The organism is Tannerella sp. (assembly GCF_052170195.1).
Classification (GTDB): domain Bacteria; phylum Bacteroidota; class Bacteroidia; order Bacteroidales; family Tannerellaceae; genus Tannerella.
This window is the reverse complement of sequence record NZ_JBQNAZ010000043.1, coordinates 1-21620: the sequence shown is the minus strand read 5'-3', so window position 1 is coordinate 21620 and position 21620 is coordinate 1. Positions and strand designations below refer to the sequence as shown.

17 protein-coding genes and 1 CRISPR repeat array are annotated in these 21620 nt (G+C 46.5%); of the genes, 5 read left to right on the top strand and 12 right to left on the bottom strand.

Features of this window, described 5'->3' with window-relative positions; translation table 11 throughout:
* Nucleotides 1–189: 189 nt before the first annotated feature.
* Nucleotides 190–1928: a CRISPR direct-repeat array (repeat unit 30 nt; unit sequence CTTTTAATCGCACTATCGTAGAATTGAAAC).
* 186 nt (nt 1929–2114) lie between these two features.
* The 5 genes from ACTTKA_RS10165 to ACTTKA_RS10145 are packed head-to-tail and all read right to left on the bottom strand — an operon-like array spanning nt 2115 to nt 8182.
* On the bottom strand, nt 2115–2714 hold the full coding sequence (locus ACTTKA_RS10165; protein ID WP_442724948.1) for an IMPACT family protein: 600 nt from the start codon (nt 2712–2714) through the stop codon (nt 2115–2117).
* A 42-nt stretch (nt 2715–2756) separates the two neighbouring features.
* The gene (locus ACTTKA_RS10160; protein ID WP_442724947.1) at nt 2757–2975 is read right to left on the bottom strand and encodes a hypothetical protein; all 219 of its coding nucleotides are present in this window, start codon (nt 2973–2975) and stop codon (nt 2757–2759) included.
* A gap of 4 nt (nt 2976–2979) precedes the next feature.
* Nucleotides 2980–5853: an excinuclease ABC subunit UvrA gene (gene uvrA, locus ACTTKA_RS10155; RefSeq protein WP_442724946.1), complete on the bottom strand. Its 2874-nt coding sequence runs from the start codon at nt 5851–5853 to the stop codon at nt 2980–2982.
* Nucleotides 5854–5885: 32 nt separating this feature from the next.
* On the bottom strand, nt 5886–6860 hold the full coding sequence (locus tag ACTTKA_RS10150; protein ID WP_442724945.1) for a lytic transglycosylase domain-containing protein: 975 nt from the start codon (nt 6858–6860) through the stop codon (nt 5886–5888).
* A complete protein-coding gene (locus ACTTKA_RS10145; RefSeq protein WP_442724944.1) occupies nt 6860–8182 on the bottom strand; it encodes a gliding motility-associated C-terminal domain-containing protein in 1323 nt (440 codons plus the stop codon). Before ACTTKA_RS10145 ends, ACTTKA_RS10150 begins: the two co-directional genes overlap by 1 nt.
* 162 nt (nt 8183–8344) lie before the next feature.
* Between ACTTKA_RS10145 and ACTTKA_RS10140 the strand changes: the two genes are divergently transcribed.
* Nucleotides 8345–10135 carry a PBP1 and LysM peptidoglycan-binding domain-containing protein gene (locus tag ACTTKA_RS10140; RefSeq protein ID WP_442724943.1) on the top strand — a complete coding sequence of 597 codons (1791 nt, stop codon included), beginning with the start codon at nt 8345–8347 and terminating at the stop codon, nt 10133–10135.
* Entirely contained in the window at nt 10132–10824 is a 693-nt protein-coding gene (locus ACTTKA_RS10135) for a porin family protein (RefSeq protein WP_442713629.1), read from the top strand. The genes ACTTKA_RS10140 and ACTTKA_RS10135 overlap by 4 nt, the downstream gene beginning before the upstream one ends.
* A 72-nt stretch (nt 10825–10896) precedes the next feature.
* Here ACTTKA_RS10135 and ACTTKA_RS10130 read toward each other — a convergent pair whose 3' ends face one another.
* The 3 genes from ACTTKA_RS10130 to ACTTKA_RS10120 form a co-directional block, all read right to left on the bottom strand.
* Complete coding sequence (locus ACTTKA_RS10130; RefSeq protein WP_442724942.1) at nt 10897–11832, bottom strand: DUF4300 family protein; 936 nt, start codon at nt 11830–11832, stop codon at nt 10897–10899.
* A 48-nt stretch (nt 11833–11880) separates the two neighbouring features.
* On the bottom strand, nt 11881–12354 hold the full coding sequence (locus ACTTKA_RS10125; RefSeq protein WP_442724941.1) for a GNAT family N-acetyltransferase: 474 nt from the start codon (nt 12352–12354) through the stop codon (nt 11881–11883).
* A gap of 170 nt (nt 12355–12524) precedes the next feature.
* Nucleotides 12525–15113 carry a DUF5686 family protein gene (locus ACTTKA_RS10120; protein WP_442724949.1) on the bottom strand — a complete coding sequence of 863 codons (2589 nt, stop codon included), beginning with the start codon at nt 15111–15113 and terminating at the stop codon, nt 12525–12527.
* Nucleotides 15114–15239: 126 nt separating this feature from the next.
* Here ACTTKA_RS10120 and ACTTKA_RS10115 point away from each other — a divergent pair, with 126 nt between their 5' ends.
* The 3 genes from ACTTKA_RS10115 to ACTTKA_RS10105 are packed head-to-tail and all read left to right on the top strand — an operon-like array spanning nt 15240 to nt 17411.
* The gene (locus ACTTKA_RS10115; protein WP_442724940.1) at nt 15240–15794 is read left to right on the top strand and encodes a chromate transporter; all 555 of its coding nucleotides are present in this window, start codon (nt 15240–15242) and stop codon (nt 15792–15794) included.
* A complete protein-coding gene (locus ACTTKA_RS10110; protein WP_278479050.1) occupies nt 15791–16324 on the top strand; it encodes a chromate transporter in 534 nt (177 codons plus the stop codon). The genes ACTTKA_RS10115 and ACTTKA_RS10110 overlap by 4 nt, the downstream gene beginning before the upstream one ends.
* Before the next feature lie 43 nt (nt 16325–16367).
* Nucleotides 16368–17411 carry a DHH family phosphoesterase gene (locus ACTTKA_RS10105; protein WP_442724939.1) on the top strand — a complete coding sequence of 348 codons (1044 nt, stop codon included), beginning with the start codon at nt 16368–16370 and terminating at the stop codon, nt 17409–17411.
* A gap of 4 nt (nt 17412–17415) precedes the next feature.
* Here the strand turns inward: ACTTKA_RS10105 and ACTTKA_RS10100 are convergent, their stop codons facing one another.
* The 4 genes from ACTTKA_RS10100 to ACTTKA_RS10085 all read right to left on the bottom strand — a co-directional run bounded on the left by ACTTKA_RS10100 (nt 17416) and on the right by ACTTKA_RS10085 (nt 21373).
* A complete protein-coding gene (locus tag ACTTKA_RS10100; protein WP_442724938.1) occupies nt 17416–17988 on the bottom strand; it encodes a DUF4827 domain-containing protein in 573 nt (190 codons plus the stop codon).
* A 101-nt stretch (nt 17989–18089) separates the two neighbouring features.
* A complete protein-coding gene (locus ACTTKA_RS10095; RefSeq protein ID WP_442724937.1) occupies nt 18090–19349 on the bottom strand; it encodes a hypothetical protein in 1260 nt (419 codons plus the stop codon).
* Nucleotides 19350–19407: 58 nt separating this feature from the next.
* Nucleotides 19408–20562, bottom strand: coding sequence for a hypothetical protein (locus tag ACTTKA_RS10090; RefSeq protein ID WP_442724936.1), 1155 nt, complete (start codon nt 20560–20562; stop codon nt 19408–19410).
* A gap of 115 nt (nt 20563–20677) precedes the next feature.
* The gene (locus ACTTKA_RS10085; RefSeq protein ID WP_442724935.1) at nt 20678–21373 is read right to left on the bottom strand and encodes a DUF6261 family protein; all 696 of its coding nucleotides are present in this window, start codon (nt 21371–21373) and stop codon (nt 20678–20680) included.
* Between the last annotated feature and the right edge of the window lie 247 nt (nt 21374–21620).

Here is a 21620-nt window from a genome sequence, read left to right as displayed (position 1 = left end):
GGGCTTCGAGTAAGATGATTTTGTCTTTTTGAGTTTTACCGGACAGCAATAAATCAGAATATAAAATCAGTTGTCGAAGTGCGGGTTTTTTCTTACTTTTGCACTTCGACAATTTTACTTGTAGATTTATGCATATATTTAAAAGCTGAATTATTGAAAATCAGTTATATTTTTTGTCGTTTCTAACGACTTTTAATCGCACTATCGTAGAATTGAAACTGCGAACTAATTTCGCGAGTTCGTTTTTTGAAACTTCTTTTAATCGCACTATCGTAGAATTGAAACAGCGTGGGATGAGCATTGGTAGTTAAAAAGCATTTTCTTTTAATCGCACTATCGTAGAATTGAAACTCTCCTTAATCTGTCTTGCGTTAGTCGTTAAATGCCTTTTAATCGCACTATCGTAGAATTGAAACGAGGCAGAACCCAAAACATCGGATTAAATTGAATGCTTTTAATCGCACTATCGTAGAATTGAAACACTTTTAATTCGACGCAGGGGGCGGAAACGGCAGACTTTTAATCGCACTATCGTAGAATTGAAACCTATCACGGCGAAGTTAAACGCTGTAATTATGGCGAACTTTTAATCGCACTATCGTAGAATTGAAACTGCGCGATCATACGCGGAATAAGCTGTACATTGACTTTTAATCGCACTATCGTAGAATTGAAACAGTCCGTGAAGCGTGAATTGCTTCATTCCTTTTTCCTTTTAATCGCACTATCGTAGAATTGAAACGCAACGGTCGAAGACGTCGCTTGCGGTCGCATCCCTTTTAATCGCACTATCGTAGAATTGAAACACTTTCCGCAGAAACGTCTAAGTTCCTTGCCTTTCTCTTTTAATCGCACTATCGTAGAATTGAAACACATTAAGATGATTGATTTAAAGCGATTTAGAGAATACTTTTAATCGCACTATCGTAGAATTGAAACGCGTTAAGATCACGTTTGCATTCGAGGCATGAATACTTTTAATCGCACTATCGTAGAATTGAAACCGGTATCATTCAGCTTGTTATGCAGCTGCTTACGGCTTCTTTTAATCGCACTATCGTAGAATTGAAACGCATCAGTGGGAGTATGATTCCCAGCATCTTCTGCTTTTAATCGCACTATCGTAGAATTGAAACTATCGTTCACGCGCAAATCGAGCGGCTCGACGGTGCTTTTAATCGCACTATCGTAGAATTGAAACAGAAGCAGGCCGACCAGGCGATGGCGTCTTTCAACTTCTTTTAATCGCACTATCGTAGAATTGAAACTGTTTACGATAGTATTGCCGCTTACAGGGCGTACGACTTTTAATCGCACTATCGTAGAATTGAAACCTGCTCCGGAAACGCTAAATCTGCTGAAAGAAATGCTTTTAATCGCACTATCGTAGAATTGAAACCCGTTCGCGCCAGATTTTTCTACCTGCGCAGAGATCTTTTAATCGCACTATCGTAGAATTGAAACTCGACGGCAGTTCGCTCGCGCAAGGTGAAGTACATTCTTTTAATCGCACTATCGTAGAATTGAAACTTTGAGGTGATATTGCGATGTCTTGCTCCATACCTTCTTTTAATCGCACTATCGTAGAATTGAAACGGTACTACTGGCACGCGCCGAACATTTGTTAAATACTTTTAATCGCACTATCGTAGAATTGAAACTAACCGGATCGAAGGCACGGAGCCAGTTCAGGATTGCTTTTAATCGCACTATCGTAGAATTGAAACCTTCTGGCGAAACGGGCAAGGGGGTTGCCCTTGCGAATCTTTTAATCGCACTATCGTAGAATTGAAACTGATTCCTTTTCAGCCATCTACGTATGCAAGAGCTTACTTTTAATCGCACTATCGTAGAATTGAAACCAAGCATGTTGCTTTCGGCACCTTGTCCCCGAAAAACTTTTAATCGCACTATCGTAGAATTGACCAGTTGGGACTTTTATCTGAATGAGGTGATAACTATCAGGGGGTATATCTTCAAAAATATCGACTGATTGATTTTGGGTTATATGGCTACTTGGTGATTATCGGTTAAGTCACCAAATGATTACAGCATACTTTTACAAGCCGAGTGGAGGAGTGGCGGATGAGGGTTTCCCGATTGGGTATTTCGAGTTAGCTGTCTTTTAGATAAGCACCTTCGATCATTAACAAACGGTTCTTTAACATCTCTTCCTGACTTTGGCGGACACGGAGTGTGATCTCGCAATTCGCTTCGAATGTCTGTGAAACGATAGCAGGTTGCATCTCTTTCACCACACGCATGATGTCATTCAAGGAAGGGTATTCGAAAACCACAGTACATTCCACATCTACTGTACGTTCTTCTACTTCGGCAGCAGCAATCGCTTCGGCCGCTGCCGAACGATAAGCAACTATCAGGCCGCTCGTGCCAAGTTTGATGCCCCCGAAATAACGCACGACAATCACGAGGATATCCGTCAATTCGTTCGAATTGATCTGTCCGAGTATCGGTTTGCCGGCTGTCGACGAAGGTTCTCCGTCATCGTTGGCTCGAAAGGTGGTACGGTCCGCTCCGAGCATATAGGCCCAACAGACGTGACGCGCATCATAATATTTCTTTCGGCAGGCCTCAACTTGAGCTTTGACCTCTTCGGGGGTACGCACAGGGATGGCGAACGAAAGAAAACGGCTGCGTTTCTCCGTATAATAGCCTTCGCTTGCGGCACGAATGGTTTTGTAAAGATCGGACATCGGTTACGGTTATCCTTCTCGTCGTTTTTTCTTGTCGGCAGGTCAGTCCGGAATGTGCATCTGCTGTTCTTCCGAATAGGCGCGGAAGTCTTTCATGATTTCTTCGATCTCTTCGATAAAACGCGAATCATTCACCTTGTTTTTAACATTTTCGTAATAAGTTTCGATGGCAGGAAGTGCACAAATATCCTGACCGCGCAACAGAAAGTAGGGCTCGTCCTTCTCGTTGCATTGCTTAATCATCTGTATCGGATTCTTCATTTTTTTATTTCATATTTTTATTGTCAGATAGTTCTTCTTTTAAAAACGGTGCTGTAAAACTCTTTGTCCGCGCTTTTACCAACGCTTCCGGTGTTCCGGTAAACAGTACCTGTCCGCCCTGCTTCCCTCCGTCAGGCCCCATGTCGATTAAGTAGTCGGCACATTTGATGATGTCCAGATTATGCTCGATCACGATAATCGTGTTTCCTTTGTCGACGAGTTTGTTCAGCACGTCCAGCAGCACGCGGATATCTTCGAAATGCAATCCTGTAGTCGGTTCGTCCAAGATATAGAGTGTACGTCCCGTATCGCGCTTCGACAGTTCGGCTGCAAGTTTCACCCGTTGACTTTCTCCCCCCGATAATGTTGTCGAAGGTTGTCCCAGTTTGATATACCCCAGTCCTACATCTTGCAGCACCTTGATTTTATTAAGAATAGAAGGTATATTTTCAAAAAACTCGACAGCCATGTTGATGGTCATATCCAGCACGTCTGCAATCGATTTTCCGCGATAGCGTACTTCCAATGTCTCACGATTATAACGTTTGCCGTGGCAGTCTTCGCAAGGTGCTAATACGTCGGGCAAGAAGTTCATTTCAATCGTTTTATATCCGTTTCCCTTACAGGTTTCACAACGCCCTCCCGACACATTGAACGAGAAGCGTCCGGGTTTATACCCACGTATTTTCGCCTCCGGCAGTTCGACAAACAGGTTTCGGATATCTGAAAATACGCCGGTATACGTAGCCGGATTGCTCCGTGGCGAACGTCCTATCGGCGACTGATCTACATCCACCACCTTATCGATATGTTCCAATCCTTCGACTGACTGATAGCTGAGAGGCGAACGGAGCGAACGGTAGAAATGTCTACTCAAAATCGGTTGAAGGGTGGCATTGATAAGGGTTGATTTTCCACTTCCCGAAACGCCGGTGACGCAAATCAGCGTACCTAGCGGAAACGAGACATCGACCTTTTTCAGGTTATTCCCCGTGGCTCCTTTTAACACAAGCCAACGGCCGTTCCCTTTACGGCGAACGGCCGGTATATCGATCGATCTTTTTCCGTTCAAGTATGAAGACGTCAGCGTGTCGGTTGCGATCATTTCTTGCGGAGTGCCGGCAAAGACGACTTCGCCGCCCAGACGACCGGCCTTAGGTCCCATATCGACCACGTAGTCGGCATTCAGCATCATGTCTTTGTCATGTTCCACGACAATTACCGAGTTACCCATGTCACGCAATTCCTTGAGTGAGTCAATGAGCCGTTTGTTATCTCGCTGATGTAATCCGATGCTCGGCTCGTCGAGGATATACAGCACATTGACCAATCGGCTGCCGATTTGCGTAGCCAGTCGGATACGCTGACTCTCTCCCCCTGAGAGCGTGGCCGAAGGTCGGTTCAGAGACAAGTAATCAAGGCCAACTTCCAAAATAAATTCAAGCCGGGAACGAATCTCTTTCAATATCTCCACCGCAATTTTCTGTTGCGCGGGCGACATTTTCTTCTCTATTCTGTTTACCCACCGGGTTAACTCGGCGATATCCATCTGAGCCAGCTCGGCGATATTCTTGCCATCGATACGATAATGCAGGGCTTCTTTATTCAGGCGTTGCCCATGACATTCGGGACATTCCGTCATGCTGATAAACTGCTCCGCCCATTTCTGCGCCGAAGCCGGAGCATCATCGTCCTGCTGCATCAGGATGTATTTGGCAACCCCTTCGTAAGCATAAAGATAGCCGGAGTTTCCCAAAGATTCGTTCCGAATATGAATCCTCTCTTCGGTACCATTCATAATCTCATCCATCGCTTCTTCGGGAATCTCTTTAATGGGTGTTTTGATCGTGACACCATGTTTTTCGCAAAGTGCTTCGATCTGCCAGAAAATAAGTGATTTTTTATATTTTCCTAATGCTACGATGCCTCCGTTATAAATACTCATGGAAGGATCGGGGACAATTTTATCCATGTCCAGGATATTCACTTCTCCGATTCCTTTGCAGCGTGGGCACGCACCATGCGGAGAGTTGAACGAGAAGTTATGCGGCGCCGGTTCACTGTAGGATAGTCCTGTCACGGGGCACATCAATCGCCGGCTATAATAGCGTGTCTCGCCACTGTCGGCATCCAGCAGGAGGATCAATCCGTCGCCTTGTTTCATTGCCGTACGAAGACTTTCTTTCAGGCGTTGTCCGTCGGTTGCGGAGACAATCATCTTGTCGATCACCACCTCGATACTGTGCATCTTATAACGATCCAGTTTCATACCGTGATGTATCTCCTGTAACTTGCCGTCAACACGGACGTTCAAATAGCCTTTTTTGCGTATCTGTTCGAAAAGCTCCTTGTAGTGTCCTTTCCGGTTACGCACCAGCGGCGCCAGCATATACGTTTTTTTGCCTTTGTATTCCTGCAGAATCAGTTCCAGAATCTGTTCTTCGGTATATTTGACCATCTTCTCTCCGCTCAGATAGGAATAGGCATCGCCGGCACGTGCATAGAGCAGACGCAAGAAGTCATATACCTCGGTGGTCGTCCCAACCGTCGAACGCGGGTTTCGGTTCGTCGTTTTCTGTTCGATCGAGATGACCGGGCTCAATCCGGTAATCTTATCTACATCGGGTCGTTCGATGGCCCCTAAAAAGTTTCGGGCATAGGCCGAAAACGTATCGATATAACGCCGTTGACCTTCGGCAAAGATCGTATCAAATGCCAACGATGATTTACCGCTTCCACTCATCCCAGTGATCACGGATAAACTGTTACGGGGCAGTACGACATCAATATTTTTCAGGTTGTGAACACGTGCTCCCCAGACGCCGATACTTCCCCTTTCGATCTGCTCGCTTTGACTATATTCTTTCTTTTTCGCCATAATTATTTACTGAAACATTCCGTAGCCGGTATTTACCGTACCACCCAACGTTTATCGTGCACCGTTTGGTTCGGTTCGTTATAATACATGTCTTTTTTGTTCGGAATCAAGATCGCAAAACTTTTCCCATTGACGACGAGTTTCGTATCTCTCAACCACGGATTAAAACGTTTCAGGTCGGCATACGTGATGTTATGCGATTTGGCAAATGCTACCAGATCGGGAATATCGTTTGAAACGATCACCTTTTCGCATGAAATCGGACGGTATAAATCTTTCGCATGCAGCACAAAGCCATATTTATACGGATTCTCAAAAATCTGTTTGATGGCGAAGATCCGATAGACATAACGTGATGTTTCTTCGACCAACCACAAATTCAGTGCCGACGCTTCGTTCTGACGGGTATATTCGCTCGAGATGCGCCCCATCCCGGCATTGTATGACGCGGCCACCGAAATCCAGTCGCCATACTTGGCATAGGCCTCGCTGAGATAACGGCAGGCGGCTTCCGTAGCACGCTCCACATGGTACCGTTCGTCTACTGTCGGGGTAACGGTCAATTGGTATTGCTTGGCGGTTGCCTCCATAAATTGCCACATGCCCGCAGCCCGTGCCGGAGAAACGATTCGCGGATCGAGATGACTCTCGATAACAGCCAGATACTTGAAATCGTCCGGAATGCCGTTCGCTTTCAGGATCGGTTCAATCACAGGGAAATAGCGGTTCGCCCGTTTGATCATCAGCATGGTTGTTGAATGAAAGTATGTGAAACTGCTCAATTCCCTGTCCATGCTTTCATACATATTATATCGGGTCAGATCGACTTTCTCTCCGCAAAATGTAACATGCGTAGGGACAGCAGGCGTCATGGTGACTGATGAAACGGCCGGTCGTTCCTGCATAACCTGTTCCGAATCTTGCGAACCGACCGACAGACATGCCGTCAGGCCGATTCCTCCGGCCAGCAAAAGTGCTATGGCTATTGTTTTTATATTTTTTTTCATTAGGGCGTTTGACTGTTTATTCTACTAGATCTTACTACATTAATATCTCCACTCAGTTTATGTATTTTTCCGTCGGTTCCCGTATATTCGATCACATAATAATAAGCTCCCGCAGGCACATATTTTCCACGATACTTGCCATCCCATCCTCCATTCGGGTCTGTCCAATGATATAACTCATTCCCCCAGCGATTGAATACCCAAGCCCGGAAGCGTACCACCGATTTATGAACCACCTTAAAAATATCATTCACCCCCGGCGAATCGCCCGGAGTAAAAACATTCGGCACCTTAACGATAGTCTCTGTAATGTGGATGTTGTATGATGTTTCATTGTGCGTACATTTTCCTGATCGATCGCTTACTTCGAGCGTTACCTTATATTCGCCTGCCGTATCGAACGTGTAATCCATCTCTGCCTCCGTAAAGCGGACGATCGGTCTGTCGCCCGTCGGTTCTTTCTTTACAATCTGCCAGACGAACAGCGAAGCGACGGGGGTATTGGCATAAGCTTTGAAATGGACATCGGCCGGAGCCAGCAATTCGCCGTCTTTTCGTGATAGATTCGTTTTACTTTCCGACGAAACAAGCGTGTCGGCATGTACTTCGATGGCTATCGTTTTAAATAAATCGATCGCAGCCGATTGCTCTACTCCGAAGTGACGTGCAAACAAATCTCCCGTCAATTCAATTTTCGTATCGCGTAGAGGTGGACGGATTTGCGTACCGAACGGATTTCCTCTGAGCGTATCCATCGCCAACTCTTCAATAAATTGTTTTCCGGATTCACTCCATCTTTGCGTCAGATAACTTACTTCAAACTCGCGCTTGACCTCGGCTTCTTTTCCGTCCGGCAGAAAGTATGTTAACGACGGCATGTCCACCGTACCGGCAAGGCGCAGACCTGAACAGCGGTCGGACGATTCGTCCACCTTCAGATGGCTGATGTTAAGCGGATATTTGCTGTAATCAATCAGCCAGATATAATGTTTCATCCCTCCGTCATTGACGAAGTAGCCGTATCCTTCGGTCAGATTGGTCACCGTCGAAGTTGTTCCGTTCTGTGTAGCAGGGACAGCTTCCCACTCATCTTCAACGGCTGCCTTTGTTTTATAGCGATACCAACGGTGCGAAGCCGAGGCGGAAGTATAACTGATCGTTACTCCTTCCATGCCGTAGACTAAATAGACTTGCAATTTATATGCCGTATTTTCCACTACTTTCAACGGCTTTTTGACACCACCATTGACCTGATACTGTGCCCACAGTTTAGCTTCTGAAAGCATTAATATGAGCATACTGCCCACGATTATCCTAAACATTCTTTTTCGCATACTCATTCCGAATCAGTTTACAAAAGTACAACTTTATCCCACAACGACAAGGAGACTCCATCCACTTTCCTTCACGAGTTTTTTCTATTATCGGTTGTTCGGATGAAAAAATATATGCTATCTTTGCCTAAAAAAAATAATTGAAGAACAATGAATAGATATACCATTCACCTGCTCACCTTTTTATTCAGCTTGTCGATAACGTTTGTTTTCGCACAGGAAAATCGGTCACAACCTCTTACAAATAACGGAGAAGACGAAAATATATTTCACCATACGGTCGAACGCGGACAGACGGTATATGCCATCTCGGCAATGTATAATATTGATAAAGAAGAAATCTATCGTCTCAATCCGACAAGCCGAGACTATATCAAAGTGGGTGAGATATTGAAAATCCCTCAGAAACATGCTTCTGATCATCCCGCTACGGGAACAGAAGACCTGCACACGTATCATACCATCCGTGCAGGTGAAACGCTGTATGGCATATCGAAACAATATAATGTGCAGGCTGAAGCTATTACGAAGGCTAATCCAGGGCTGACATCTTTGACTTTCTCTGCCGGAAAGACCATCCGTATTCCGGCTACCCTGATCGAATCGTTACCGACGAGAGCCCTCCAAAAGGTCACGAAAGAAATCGAATATAAAGTCAAGAAGAAAGAAACGATGTATCGCCTCTGCAAGAAATTCAACACGACCAGCAGTGAGCTCATCAAACTTAACCCGGGGTTGAAAAGCGGACTGCAAGCAGGCATGATCATCAAGGTGCCGATGGAAACGGAAGAAACGGTCACGACACAAGCGCATGAAGCGAATGAATTCGATATCAATGCTCTGATTAAGTACCGGAAAGAGATGCAACGTGTCGATGTCGCGAAGATAGCTTTGCTACTGCCGTTTCAAACGAGCGACACAAAGAATTCGGCGCGTATCGTTGAGTATTATGAAGGTTTTCTGCTGGCAGTAGATAGTTTGAAGAAGATGGGCTGTTCGATCGACTTGTCGGTGTTTGATATTGGCGACGGCATACAGAAAACACAAGAAGTGCTCAAAAACGAACGTCTGACGGATGTACATCTGATGATTGGAGGCGTTACAAACGAACAAATCGAGATGATTGCAAATTTTGCCAGAAAGCATGAGATCAAATACGTGATCCCTTTATCGTCGAAGAGCGACAGGGTTACTTCGGGCAATGCCTACGTCTTTCAGGTGAATACCCCTCAATCGTACCTCTATTCCTTTGCGACGATGCGCGCTTGCACATTGTTCGCGAATTACAATGTGATACTGGTCAATACGGGCGATAAAGAACCGAAAATGGAGTTTATCCGCACATTCAAGGCTGATATGAATCAGAAAAATATTCCGTTCCGTGAGATCAATTATAACGAGCGAACCTTCCGTAACGATATTGCCGGCATGCTGAGCACTACAAAACCCAATCTCGTCATGCCTTTATCAGGTTCACTCGAGGCTCTCGTGAAAATCAAAGGGCCGTTGCGCACACTGGCTGACAAAAATCATGCATATCAACTGACGCTCTTCGGCTATCCGGAATGGCAGACGTACACAAATGAGTGTATCGAAGATTTCTTTGCACTCAACACATATATCTATACGCCATTTTATGTGAACAGCCTCTCGTCACAGACACAAAGCTTCAGCGCAAAGTACAGATACTGGTATAAGAAAAATATGAGTCAGACGTACCCTCGCTATGCGATGCTGGGGTTCGACACCGGCATGTATTTCATGAGTTCCATCTGTAAACTTGGGGCTAATTTTGAAGAACATCTCCGGCAGATGCAATATAATAGCTTACAGACCGGACTTCGTTTCGATACGCGCACCAACAACTGGGGCGGATTCATGAATACGAACCTCTACTTTGTGCATTACAACAAAGACTTATCTATCGTACGAACCGAATGAGGACGAAAAGACGGGACTTACTTTTTATGGCTCTGGCTGTCGTGCTTTTTTGCCCTTTACAGGCGCAGGAAACGTTTCATAAGGAATGGGTAGCCGGTGTTTCAGGTGGCATCAATGCTTCGTCGGTGTTTTTTGCGCCCAAGGTGCAGCAACAATTGCTATTAGGGTACAACGGGGGACTGACGGTGCGATGGATTACGGAAAAAAACCTTGGCTTGCAACTCGAAGCCAACTTCAAGCAGCAGGGCTGGAACGAACGTTTCGAAGCGCCTGAAGGGTATCCTAATCCCGAAACGTATCCCGATTATCGATATATCCGCCGAATGAACTATATTGAACTGCCGTTTCTAACACATATTTATTTCGGTAGCGAGCGGCTGCGCTTCTTTTTCAATATGGGCCCACAAATCGGACTGCTGACGGGCGAAAGTACGGAAGAAAACTTGCGGGGAGCAACCCCGAACAAAACAAACGCTCAGCATACGATGGCGGTCGAAAAGAAATTCGCATGGGGACTGTGTGGTGGGCCGGGACTTGAAGTTCGTACCGGGATCGGTTACTTCCTGCTCGAGGCACGCTATTACTATTCGTTGGGAGACTTTTACAACACCCGTCGTCAAGACGTTTTTTCCAAAGCCTCGACGCAGGTGTTCTCGGCCAAACTGTCTTACCTGATTCCATTTCGCTGAGACCAGTTAGACTGATTGAAACGAGACGAGTATAGCGGAACTTAGCCGATTTAAAAGCCTTATCTTCTTTTTTCAGTTTTCCATTTCCTTAACGGGATTCGGGCGGTAGCCTTCCAGCAACTCGTCGTTTTCCATCAGGAAAGGCGATGCGGTGGCTTGTCCCCATTCGGTGTCGTACATCCTCATCAGATAATCGTTCAGCTCGCTGCGGTTGTTGAAACGGATGGCCTGATAGGGAATTTGAAACGCCAATTTTTCGATAAAAAGCAGTTGATTGCCGACAGGGACCAGAACGCCGACATGCCCCACAAAGAGAAAGCTCTCCTCGGGCGTAATAGCCGAGTGCATCACCACGGAAATCAGCGATGCCTTTGTCGGGTCGTTTTTATGAATAAAGCGAATGCCTCTGCGCTGCCAATAATCTTGTATGTTTTTCAGATGCTTGTCGATATCTTTTTCGTAAGGCGTGGATACAGGAGCGAAAAGGTTTCGGAAAGCCCGTCTCTCGACAGGGGAAAAGAGTGTGCGACCGCAATTGTCGAGGGCCTCTTCATCGAATATCAACGTTGTGGGATGTTCATCGGCAGGCTGATCGACCGCGATAAAGTCTCTCATCAGATCGTAGGAAGTGATGCGACAATTGTAGCCCGCAAACTGAGGATACTTTTTGTCCCAATGCGTCTGTATGGCCGCTTCGTCGTAGTGAGGCAATATGCTGTCCAACTCCACAAAACCGTTTGGCACAAGTCCATGACCTTCGATAGCATCGTTGAACTGCTTTACGTTTTGCAGAAACGATGCGACGTTTTCGGGCGCTATGCCGGCATCGGTCATGGCTTTGCTTACTTCCTCCTGCGTCTGCTTATCCAGCAGGTTCGAATAACTAACGGAATTGCTGCCTTGCGCCTCATCTGAGCTATTGTGCTGTTGCCGATTGTTTCGGCAACCCAAGGTTATTGTGATGATAAGTGCCAAAGCTACTGCGGTATAAATGTAATTCCTGTTCATTTCTCTGTTTGTATGTGTTTTAAATTGTTTAATCGTTCTTTTATGTATTTACAATTGCTTTATCATGATGTAATCTTCGCTGTTTTCTTTTACGACGGTGAAGCCCAATTGTTGGTACCACCTTGCCGCATAATTTGCTTTCTGAACGGAAAGAGAGGTGTGCGTGTAGCCTTTTTCTTTGAGGTAGCGAAGCATTTCCTGCATCATCGCCGTCCCGATTCCTCGGTTTCTGTATTCCGGATAAAGCGATATGGAGAGGGAGGGAGTCCGGTCGTCGACGTGTCCGTAATCGTTCATGATACGCACCCATACGACACCCACGACCGTTCCGTCTACTTCGGCAAGCAGTGCGTGATCGTCGTCGTACGCGCCGAAGTTACGAATATACAGCTGCAGGTCGGGATGCTCGATAATCGACCTGTCGGGCGGCGTCACCCCTTCGGGAATGAAAATCGCTTCATAAAGAAAGTCCTCCAGTAAGGCCTGTTCGTTTTCTTCAATTTTTCTGATTCTGTAATTCATAGCGTATCGTTTTATTTTAAAAAATGCTCTCATTAATAAAGTGTTTTGAACTTGTGAGTGTCAATCACAAGTTGATAGTTTTCGGCAATCCGTCTGCGTTTGATCCGGTATCTTCGGGCTTTTTTAAGCACGAGATACACGCAAATATTACCGCAAGATACTGCAACCTATCAGAACGAGAAGCGCATGGCGATGCGGATCCCGTGTTTCTGAATATCGGGATGATCAAAATAGCTCAGTCGACGGTAGTAATTGATTTGCAGGACACGCAAAATATTCTCCAATCCGACGCTAAATTCGAGATACGGCTTGTTGCCGAACGCCTGCGAGCCTTCGGGGAAGACGAACAGTCCGTAACGCTTGTCCGGATTATTCTTGTCGCTCAGGCTTCCCCAGACGCCGCTGATCGAAGCCACCTCGCGCAGTTGCAAGAGGTTGATAAGCGGTATGCGGTTCAGAATCCATCCTTTCAGATGATAAGAAGCTTCGAACGAGACATACTGATCGGCCAGAAATTCCATGGGATTCATCAGATGGAAGGCTTCGGGCTGAATCGTGATGGCCTGGTTCGTATTCGGCATGATAAGCAGCGGGAACGGTACTTCGTCCCATACTTTTCCGCCTTTCAGGTTGGCATCGATATGTCCGAACGACGACAGCCAGATGCGTTTACTCACGCTTGCCTCCGTCCGATTATAGCGGTATTCTCCTCCGAGCAAGCCATTGAACCCGATTTGGTGCGAGAGTTTGAAGACCGGGGCGTCTTTCGAGAGATTTAATGCCGAGCTTTTTCCTAAACGACTGTTGTATGCTCGCTCGCCCGGAGCGAAGCGCAACTGAGCGCCCCATTCTACGGTGGTGATGTCTTTCAGACGAAGGTAGATATCGTCATCTTTATGAAGAATATACCGCAGCGATCCTGTTGCTTCGTTATTCTGGTGCTGCATCCATGTTCTGATGCTCAATCCGTTGAGCCATTCTTTTTCGTATTGCAGACGCGTTTTGCGCAGGTAGTTCATGTGATGGTTCGATTTACCAACCTTCCATGCTACGAAGACATTATCCTTACTCGTGAAGAGAAAATCCTGTCCCGGTGTGTACAAATCGTATTCGTGCAGGAAGGACAGGTTGTTGACGGGCGATTCTTTCTCGTGATATTCTTTTTCGTTGAAGCTGTACGTCACTTGTCCGCTGTATTTCCATTTGCGGTCATTCATACCATAGGCCGCGTATCCTCCGAAGAAGAGATGCGGATGAAGGTTAGCTGTCGTCATCGCTCCGGCACGAACGCGGAAGCCCTCAACCACGTTCGAGCTGAACGTCGTATTCATCGGGCCGAAATCGAGCTTATTCTTCGTATGTTCGTTGTTGATCGGGATATAGCCTGAGATCAGAATTTCGACCGTTTTAAGAAAAACGTTGAATACGGGCACTGCTCTTAACTGATCGAGCAGATGCTCGATGGCGTTCTCTTTCTCTTTCAGCGGGATGTGCCGGTTATTCACCCAGAACGAGTCGGGGCGTGCCAGATGTCTGGCTAACGGTGTATGTACTTTTCCCAGCAGGCCGAAGATCGAATCTCCGTTCAAAACGGGCGAATGATAATCGGAATAGCTGCGAAGCTGATGCGCGTAAATCTGCTGTCCGCCGTCGATAAAATAGAAAACGACATACGTGTTATCCTTATCCAGCTCCCACAGCCCGTCTTCGCGCCGTTTAAATTCCTGATCGATCCGCAAGTCTTTCACATAATTCAGGTTGATATGACGGGGCACGTTCAAACGTACTTTCTTGACGGCATACGTACCGTCGAGCGTAATGTAAAGCCGTCCCGTAAACCCGTAGCTCTGCGGATTAACCGGTACGAAAGCCAGATCGACGCAGGGTTCGCCTCCCACATCGACCGTATCCATGATATAATACTGGTAGTAGGCATTGGCCAGTGTGGACGAGAGCGGACTGACAAAGCGGTTGAGCAGAAACGGAATATTGTTGTCGAAGACATCGATGCCTTTGAGGATTTCTTCGAGGTTGGCCGAGATCGTACCGTATTCGTCGAGTGTCTGGTCTACGCCCTGCTGGCGTTGTGCCTTGACGATGATCTTTTCCGTCTTCGGACTTTTCCGGTAATACATGTCGGATATCTTTTCGCGCAGTGAAAGCGTCAGAATCGGCTTGCCGTCAATCTCGGACGAGTCGAGGTAGTTTTTGAGGAACTTAAACTTCTTCATTAGTTTGTTCTTCTCGAAATCGGTATCGAACTTGTCTAACGACAGGGTCATTTTCTCATAACATTCCGTCTGATATTCGTCCAGTTGCGTGATGCGGTTGCTGTCTTTACGCGCAACCACCTTTTTCATCAACTCGACGGCAGGGTTATTCTTCCGGCTGTATTTCTCGCGCTTAGGCTTGACGACGATTTCGGAAATCTGAATCGTCGAGGGGGCGAGCAGCACTTCGACGCCCTCGTTTTTCTGTCCGGCTTTCAGTCGAAGGACTTTCGTCGTGTAGCCGACGTATGAGATGGTCAGGGTGGTCAGTCCCTGATTATTTTGCAGGTTAAAGTTTCCGTCGAGGTCGCTGATGCCTCCGATCGAAGAGCCTTCGAAAAGCATCGAGACGTAAGGCAATGTTTCACCCGTAATCGAGTCGCGTACGACCCCTGATACAGAGGTGATCTGTTGGGCTTTCATCCCATTAATCCCAACTCCTGAGAAGGTGAATACAAGGAAAAATATATATCGTATCGTTTTCTTTATCATTATTATCTATAATCCGTTTATTTGTTGGATTTTGAGGCGCAAAGATAGAGAAATTTCCGGTATCTCATTTTTTTAATATGTAAAATTTGTATGATTATACCTTAATTATGTTTACATTCGCACATGATTCAAACGGAGATAAAACAATACTGGGCATTGTTCAGTTCGTTTTTTAAGATCGGGACGTTTACGATTGGCGGAGGGTATGTGATGATTCCGCTGATTGAAAAAGAGGTCGTCGAGCGCCGTCGGTGGATCGGGCGGGAGGAGTTCACCGAGATGCTGACCTTAGCGCAGTCGTCGCCCGGCCCGATTTCCATCAACGCGGCCGTTTTTGTGGGGTACAAGACGAAAGGCTACGGCGGACTGATTGCGACGGTATTGGGGACGGCTATCCCTTCGTTCGTTGCGATCTTACTGATCGCTTTCTTTTTTGCCGACATCCGTACCAATCCCGTCGTAGAACGTATCTTCTGCGGAATCCGTCCGGCAGTCGTCGCTTTGATTGTTGTTCCGGTGGTGAATATGCTTAAGAAAAGCGGATTCAAGTGGGGGATTGTCACGCTGGCGCTACTCTCGGCCGTTGCCGTCTGGGGATTCTCCGTTTCGCCCGTATGGATCATGGCTGTTTCGGGAATCATCGGGGTGGTTTATCATACATTCATCGCTCAATCATGATCGATCTTTATTTGGAATTATTTCTTACGTTCTTTAAAATCGGGCTGTTCGGCTTCGGTGGGGGGTACGCCATGCTGTCGATGGTGCAGTATGAAGTGGTGGAGGCACACGGGTGGCTTACGATGGGTGAATTTACCGACATCGTTGCCATCTCGCAGATGACGCCCGGCCCGATTATCATCAACAGCGCCACCTACATCGGTTATACGGCGACGGGAGGCAGCATTGCCGGCTCGCTGATCGCCACATCGGCCGTCTGTTTGCCGGCCATCGTGATCATGGCGCTTATCTGTCGCTTCTTTATGATATTCAAAAATAATCCCTATGTAAACGGAGCATTGCTGTGGATGAAACCGGCAGCCATCGGGCTGATTGCCGCCGCGGCGCTGCTGCTGATGAACGAACATAACTTCGTAGACTATCGCAGTGTGCTGATTGCGCTTGGTGCATTTATACTTGCTTATTTCTTTAAAATAGGCGTCATCCGGCTGATTATAATAGCGGGACTGACAGGCTATCTTGTGTTTTAACAAATTTATTGTATCTTTGAGCCTCTAAAATAAAGAATATACTATGCTTACGAAAATGCTGGATGAGGCTCAAGTGCAACGCTTCCGAAGTTATATTGACAAGGCGGAACGGTTTGTTTTGATGGCTCATGTTGCGCCCGACGGCGATGCTATCGGGGCGTCGTTGGGGATGTATCACTTTCTGACGGAGATCGGAAAAGAGCAAGTCTACGTTATTGTGCCGAACGAATTTCCCGCCTTTCTCAAGTGGATGCCGGGTACGAAAGATATTCTTGTCTACGAACGCTATCCGGAGTATGCTCAGCAATTGATCAGTGAGGCGGACGTCTTGTTCAATATGGATTATAACGAGCCGAAACGTGCCGGCAAGCTGGCGCCTTTCATCGAAGCGGCCGAAGGACGTAAGGTGATGATCGATCATCATCCGAATCCGGGCGACTTCTGCCGTCTGGTGATTTCGTATCCGATCATGTCGTCGACGAGCGAGCTTGTGTTTCGTCTGCTCTGCGCCATCAAATCGTATGACGACATCAATAAGGAGGCGGCCGAATGCCTTTACACGGGCATGATGACCGATACGGGAGCTTTTACGTACAACTCGAATCGGGCGGATATCTATACGGTGGTCGGCGAACTGATCAAAAAGGGGATTGACAAGGACGAAATCTACCGCAAGGTGTATCAGGTCTATTCCGAATCGCGTATGCGCCTGATGGGCTATACGATGAACGAGAAAATGAAGGTGTATCCGGAGTTGAGAACGGCGCTGATCACCTTGTCGTTGGAGGAACTGAAGCGCTACTCGTACGTTACGGGCGATACGGAAGGGTTTGTGAATATGCCGTTGAGCATCGACGGAATCGAGTTTTCGGTGTTTATCCGCGAAGACAGCGACCAGATCAAAATCTCGTTACGCTCGGTCGGAGAATTTCCGTGCAATCATTTTGCCGCAAACTACTTTGGCGGCGGCGGACATAAAAACGCTTCGGGCGGCGAATATTACGGCACGCTCGAGGAGGCTGTCCGGACGTTTGAACGCGGATTGGCGGAGTTGAATCCGGCGGTCTTTGCCGACAGCCCTCGTTAAGGGATCAATAGAAACGGAACGTTACTTTTTCGTAATAGAGCGGATTACCTCTGTTCTGTTGGTCCTCGCTTCCCACCTCGAACGGTACGATTATTCTTACGGTCGAACGATCGCCGACATATTTCAGCGCCGTTTCGAGGCCTGTACTGAAAAAGTAATAGTATGCGTCTCTTGCTTCTTTGTGTTGATACTGGACCATGTCAGCGCGTCCGTACGTGAATTCGAACGGCACTGATTCGTTGGCAAAAAAATCGAAGCGCGTCGTGTCTTTTTTGAAGAAATTCCGTCCGCTGAATCGCATGAGCACTTCGGTTTTCCGGAATTGCGCGCGATGGCCGTTGCCCGAATCGATAACATTGATATATACGCCTTCGTTAGTGAGATAAAACTGTTTCTCGCCGAATACTCCGTTGGCCGGGTATTTGTGCAGCACTTCAATCCCCTGACTGCTGATAAACTGATCGATTGCTTTTTTCTGTTCCTTCTTCATCTTCGGGTACGAGATTCTGTCTTTGTCGCACGACGAAAGACAAACCGACGCCAGAAGAAGCATTGCCATAAAAATCTTCGTTTTCATCCTTTTTTCTGAATTGGACGCAAATGTAGGGAATATCCTATAGTTTTCGTTTGAATATTCATATTTTAACGTGCATGCCGCCGGAAAGAGGAGGAGGCATGTTATTGTTTTTTCACCCATTCATATATAGGGTCTATTCCTTTTTTCAAATCGGAGAAGCTCGTTTCCAATATGACATCGGGTGCGAGGGTGTTTAGTTCTTCGTCCGTATTTTTAAAATATTTCGTTGAATATTGCACGACGAGTTGGGACGAAGGCAACCGAATGCTTCTTACTTCGCCGAAGTGATTCGGTTTGCCGGATGTTTCTTCGCCGATAAATACCGTTTTGGTGAGCCGTCTAAAATCCATCGCATTGAGGATGGCGGATGAAAAAGTCTGTCGTCCCAGAACGACGTACAGTTTAATCTGCGGATGTTTGTTCAGGTAGTCGGCCAGTGTTTCGATGTAGGAGGTGCCTTGCCGCGAGTCTCCGCCACCGTTCATTCTCAGGTCGAAGATGAGTTTGCGAACCGGGTTTTTGGCTAAGGTGCGGAGCGTTTTTGTTTCGAATGATTTGAACGACGGCATGGCTTCGGCCTTCTGTTGATCACCGCGTTCGGCTTCGAGTTCTTTGCTCCAGCATCTGTTGTATAAGATGTGATAAATCTGTTCGTCTGGAGAGTAGGCATCGGTAAAGAAAGTTCTTTCGTTCTTCAGGTAGAAGGCCATCGAGTCGGGTTTGACAGATACTCTGTTGTTTCGGTCGAGCGTGGCGGGCTTTATCGTGTGACGGACAGGTGTGCCGTCGGTCTTTTCAAGGCTCAGTTCGACTTGTGGGCTATCGGTAAACCCGAAATATTCGAGTAGTTGGAGTGAACGTATCAACCCGGGAACCATTGTTTTTACGACCGATTGATTATCGACCGTAAACAGTGTGCTCAGGCTGTCGATGATTTGCTGTATGGGTGTCTGGTTGATGGAGCTCAGTTTATATCCCAAGATGGCTTGATTTTCGGGAAGGGTATGCAGGACATGAAGCCCGTCGCTTGTCCATAATAAATGAAATGGCAGAAACTGGTCGTTATCGAGCAGTGGATAAAAATTCAGCATCGTATGACTGTCACCCATTTGGGCTAAGAGCTGTTGAATCTTCAACGCTTTTTGAAGGTCGGTCTGTTTCTCGGGATGATTCGAAATAGCGTGTATGCCGGACAAAAAATACTCGTTCGATTTTTTTGCGAACAAATTGCAATGTTTTGCGGGCAATTCCTTTGCGAGATAATCCAGGTCACTTTTCCAGTCGATCGGCTGTTCACGTTGTGCGGAGAGGCTCAGCGAAAAGCCCCAAACAATGGATAATGCGAGAATAATTTGTTTCATTGTTTTTTATATTGATGAATTTAATGGGTTATTATATTTCTTGAAATATCATGTAGGATTAGGGGGCAAAGATGAACTTGCGTACTTCGTTTTCGAAATTGTCGCGACGGATTCCGAGCAGTTTATCGATGCTTTTGAAAAAGTTTTCATCGCCACGACCGCATTTGAGCAGCTCGATGATACTTTCCGTTCCTTTTTGTCTCTCTATTTCTCTGCAGATAACAGCACTGATGATGCGTGTCACCTGTATGGGCTTCGGGTATCCGTATTCCGCAAGCACATCCGGGTCTTTATCGAATAGTTCGAGTAATTGGGCGTCTTTGTGCGAGCGGAGATATTGTTGTAATACGGGTAATAATTCATTCAGATCGGGCGCTTTGCCGGTCGCACCAGAATAATAGGCGTTTCCCCAGTAGTATGCCAGCCCGCATTCGGCCGAACGATTGCGCATTTTGCCACGAATTTTAGAGGCGTACTTGTGCAAAACATCGTGCGAAAAATCTTCGTCGTTCATGGCCGAAAAAAGTGTTTTCGGGTCCATGATATATCCGCTGTTGATCGATCCGTTGGACGCAGATTCGTAGAGACAGCCTTGCAAGCGTAGTACTGTCTGATAATCGGGACACATATACATATCCCAATGTCTGACCGGCTGATTTAGTTTTCGGGCTATTGTGATATTTTTCCGGTCGAAGAGTTCAGCCCTCCCGATATCGATTGTATCCGGAAAGAAATATGTAATTGTCCCGATGGTTTTTGTTTTCCAATGGCGGGTGTTGTATTTCAGTGGAGAAGCAAAAACAATTTTACCGTTGTTTTCTTTGGCCAGAAAGGTTTGTATGCAGCCGATTTCGTTGTTTTTGAGGTAAGCGAGTGTAAGTAAACATTCATGTTTCCCGACGGGGTAGAAATTGATCAGTTGTGCCCTGAAATAGTCGGGTATCGTGTCTTTCTTTTCGATACTTTTCAGATAACGGAAAAAGTTACGGTTCAGATCGGCTTCTTCGGTATCGATAAGTGTCGTATCCGGCTGTTCGTTTTCGATGCTAATCAATAGCCTATCGAATGAATGGATGACTTGATGGGTTAACGAATCCGGCCATGCCGAATGAAAATTGCCGATTACGTCGAATCGGGTTTGTGCATAACTGCATAACGAGATGAGCATTCCCGCTATAGCGACGTGGATTTTTGTTCTTCTGATGCCTGTCATAGGAATGAATTTTTGATCATGTTTCTAAAAAATGAGTACGTCCCGTTCCCTTAGGAGCATCAGGAACGAAGCGTACTGCGGAAAGCAATTATATCCCCGTAGGGGCTTTTTCTTTTTATGCGTTCTTTTTCGGGTCGTTCTTATAGGCAATGGTAGCGGCTTTCACCAATTCGTGAATGTCGGCGTAAATCATTTCCCATCCCGGCACGTTTCGCATGGCAGTGAGCAGGCCGATGTAATCGCGCAGGGCGCGTTCGAGGCGTCGACGGATGGCTGAGGCCGAGGGCAGAACGCGCAAATCGGCGTTGGCTTCGGCCTGTATGGCGTACAATGCTTCGAACCGTTCTTGGGCATCTTTTAGTTTGCCGAACGAGGCATCGAGGCGGAGCGTCGTCAGTCGCGCGGCATTTTCAGGCTTTTCGAGGGCTTCGATCAGCTTTTTCATCTGTGCCGATTCTTCGGCGTAATTCATCCGGTCTATATCGAGGCCGAATTGTTCGAATACGTCATACAATGCTTGGGCTTCGACGACGTCGGGCATCGAAGGCAAGTCTTTGTAGCTTTTAAGGAAGAGTTTGAGGCTGCTGAAAGCCTTGTCGCGCGTTTCGTCGGCTTCGGCTATTTTCGGTCCTTTTCCACTGTACGTCAGTTTGGAATAGACCGTGTCGTACGGTTTGTACTCGTTCTCTACGGCGAGTAGCAGTTCATGGTTTTCTACCACCTTGTATTGTCCGCTCTTTGACGAAGAAATGATTCGCTCGGCCAGGGTCGCCAAGTTTTTTGTGCTGATTTTTTGAAATGTAATTTTCATAGCTTTTCTTATTAAATCAAGTAAAACAATTTGTTGAATGATTCGGTCGCAAGATATACTTTTTTTGAATAAAATGCAAATGAATCACGATTTTTTTGTACTATCGATGCGTTTTTTTAAGAGTTGTCCATTCGGATGTGTCGTAAATGGTTTCTAATCATTTGAATATCTTTTTTGTTTACCACAATTCGATTGTAATAAATCTGCGTGAAGATTTATCTCCCGCAAATTGTTTGTAATAAATCTG

Excerpts from the sequence above, each read along its gene's own strand:
- ACTTKA_RS10145 (WP_442724944.1), bottom strand. The coding sequence starts at position 8,182 with ATGTTTAGGATAATCGTGGGCAGTATGCTCATATTAATGCTTTCAGAA.
- ACTTKA_RS10140 (WP_442724943.1), top strand. The coding sequence starts at position 8,345 with ATGAATAGATATACCATTCACCTGCTCACCTTTTTATTCAGCTTGTCG.
- ACTTKA_RS10085 (WP_442724935.1), bottom strand. The coding sequence starts at position 21,373 with ATGAAAATTACATTTCAAAAAATCAGCACAAAAAACTTGGCGACCCTG.
- ACTTKA_RS10100 (WP_442724938.1), bottom strand. The coding sequence starts at position 17,988 with ATGAAAACGAAGATTTTTATGGCAATGCTTCTTCTGGCGTCGGTTTGT.
- ACTTKA_RS10165 (WP_442724948.1), bottom strand. The coding sequence starts at position 2,714 with ATGTCCGATCTTTACAAAACCATTCGTGCCGCAAGCGAAGGCTATTAT.
- ACTTKA_RS10130 (WP_442724942.1), bottom strand. The coding sequence starts at position 11,832 with ATGAACAGGAATTACATTTATACCGCAGTAGCTTTGGCACTTATCATC.
- uvrA (WP_442724946.1), bottom strand. The coding sequence starts at position 5,853 with ATGGCGAAAAAGAAAGAATATAGTCAAAGCGAGCAGATCGAAAGGGGA.
- ACTTKA_RS10105 (WP_442724939.1), top strand. The coding sequence starts at position 16,368 with ATGCTTACGAAAATGCTGGATGAGGCTCAAGTGCAACGCTTCCGAAGT.
- ACTTKA_RS10095 (WP_442724937.1), bottom strand. The coding sequence starts at position 19,349 with ATGAAACAAATTATTCTCGCATTATCCATTGTTTGGGGCTTTTCGCTG.
- ACTTKA_RS10150 (WP_442724945.1), bottom strand. The coding sequence starts at position 6,860 with ATGAAAAAAAATATAAAAACAATAGCCATAGCACTTTTGCTGGCCGGA.
- ACTTKA_RS10125 (WP_442724941.1), bottom strand. The coding sequence starts at position 12,354 with ATGAATTACAGAATCAGAAAAATTGAAGAAAACGAACAGGCCTTACTG.
- ACTTKA_RS10090 (WP_442724936.1), bottom strand. The coding sequence starts at position 20,562 with ATGACAGGCATCAGAAGAACAAAAATCCACGTCGCTATAGCGGGAATG.
- ACTTKA_RS10115 (WP_442724940.1), top strand. The coding sequence starts at position 15,240 with ATGATTCAAACGGAGATAAAACAATACTGGGCATTGTTCAGTTCGTTT.
- ACTTKA_RS10160 (WP_442724947.1), bottom strand. The coding sequence starts at position 2,975 with ATGAAGAATCCGATACAGATGATTAAGCAATGCAACGAGAAGGACGAG.
- ACTTKA_RS10110 (WP_278479050.1), top strand. The coding sequence starts at position 15,791 with ATGATCGATCTTTATTTGGAATTATTTCTTACGTTCTTTAAAATCGGG.
- ACTTKA_RS10135 (WP_442713629.1), top strand. The coding sequence starts at position 10,132 with ATGAGGACGAAAAGACGGGACTTACTTTTTATGGCTCTGGCTGTCGTG.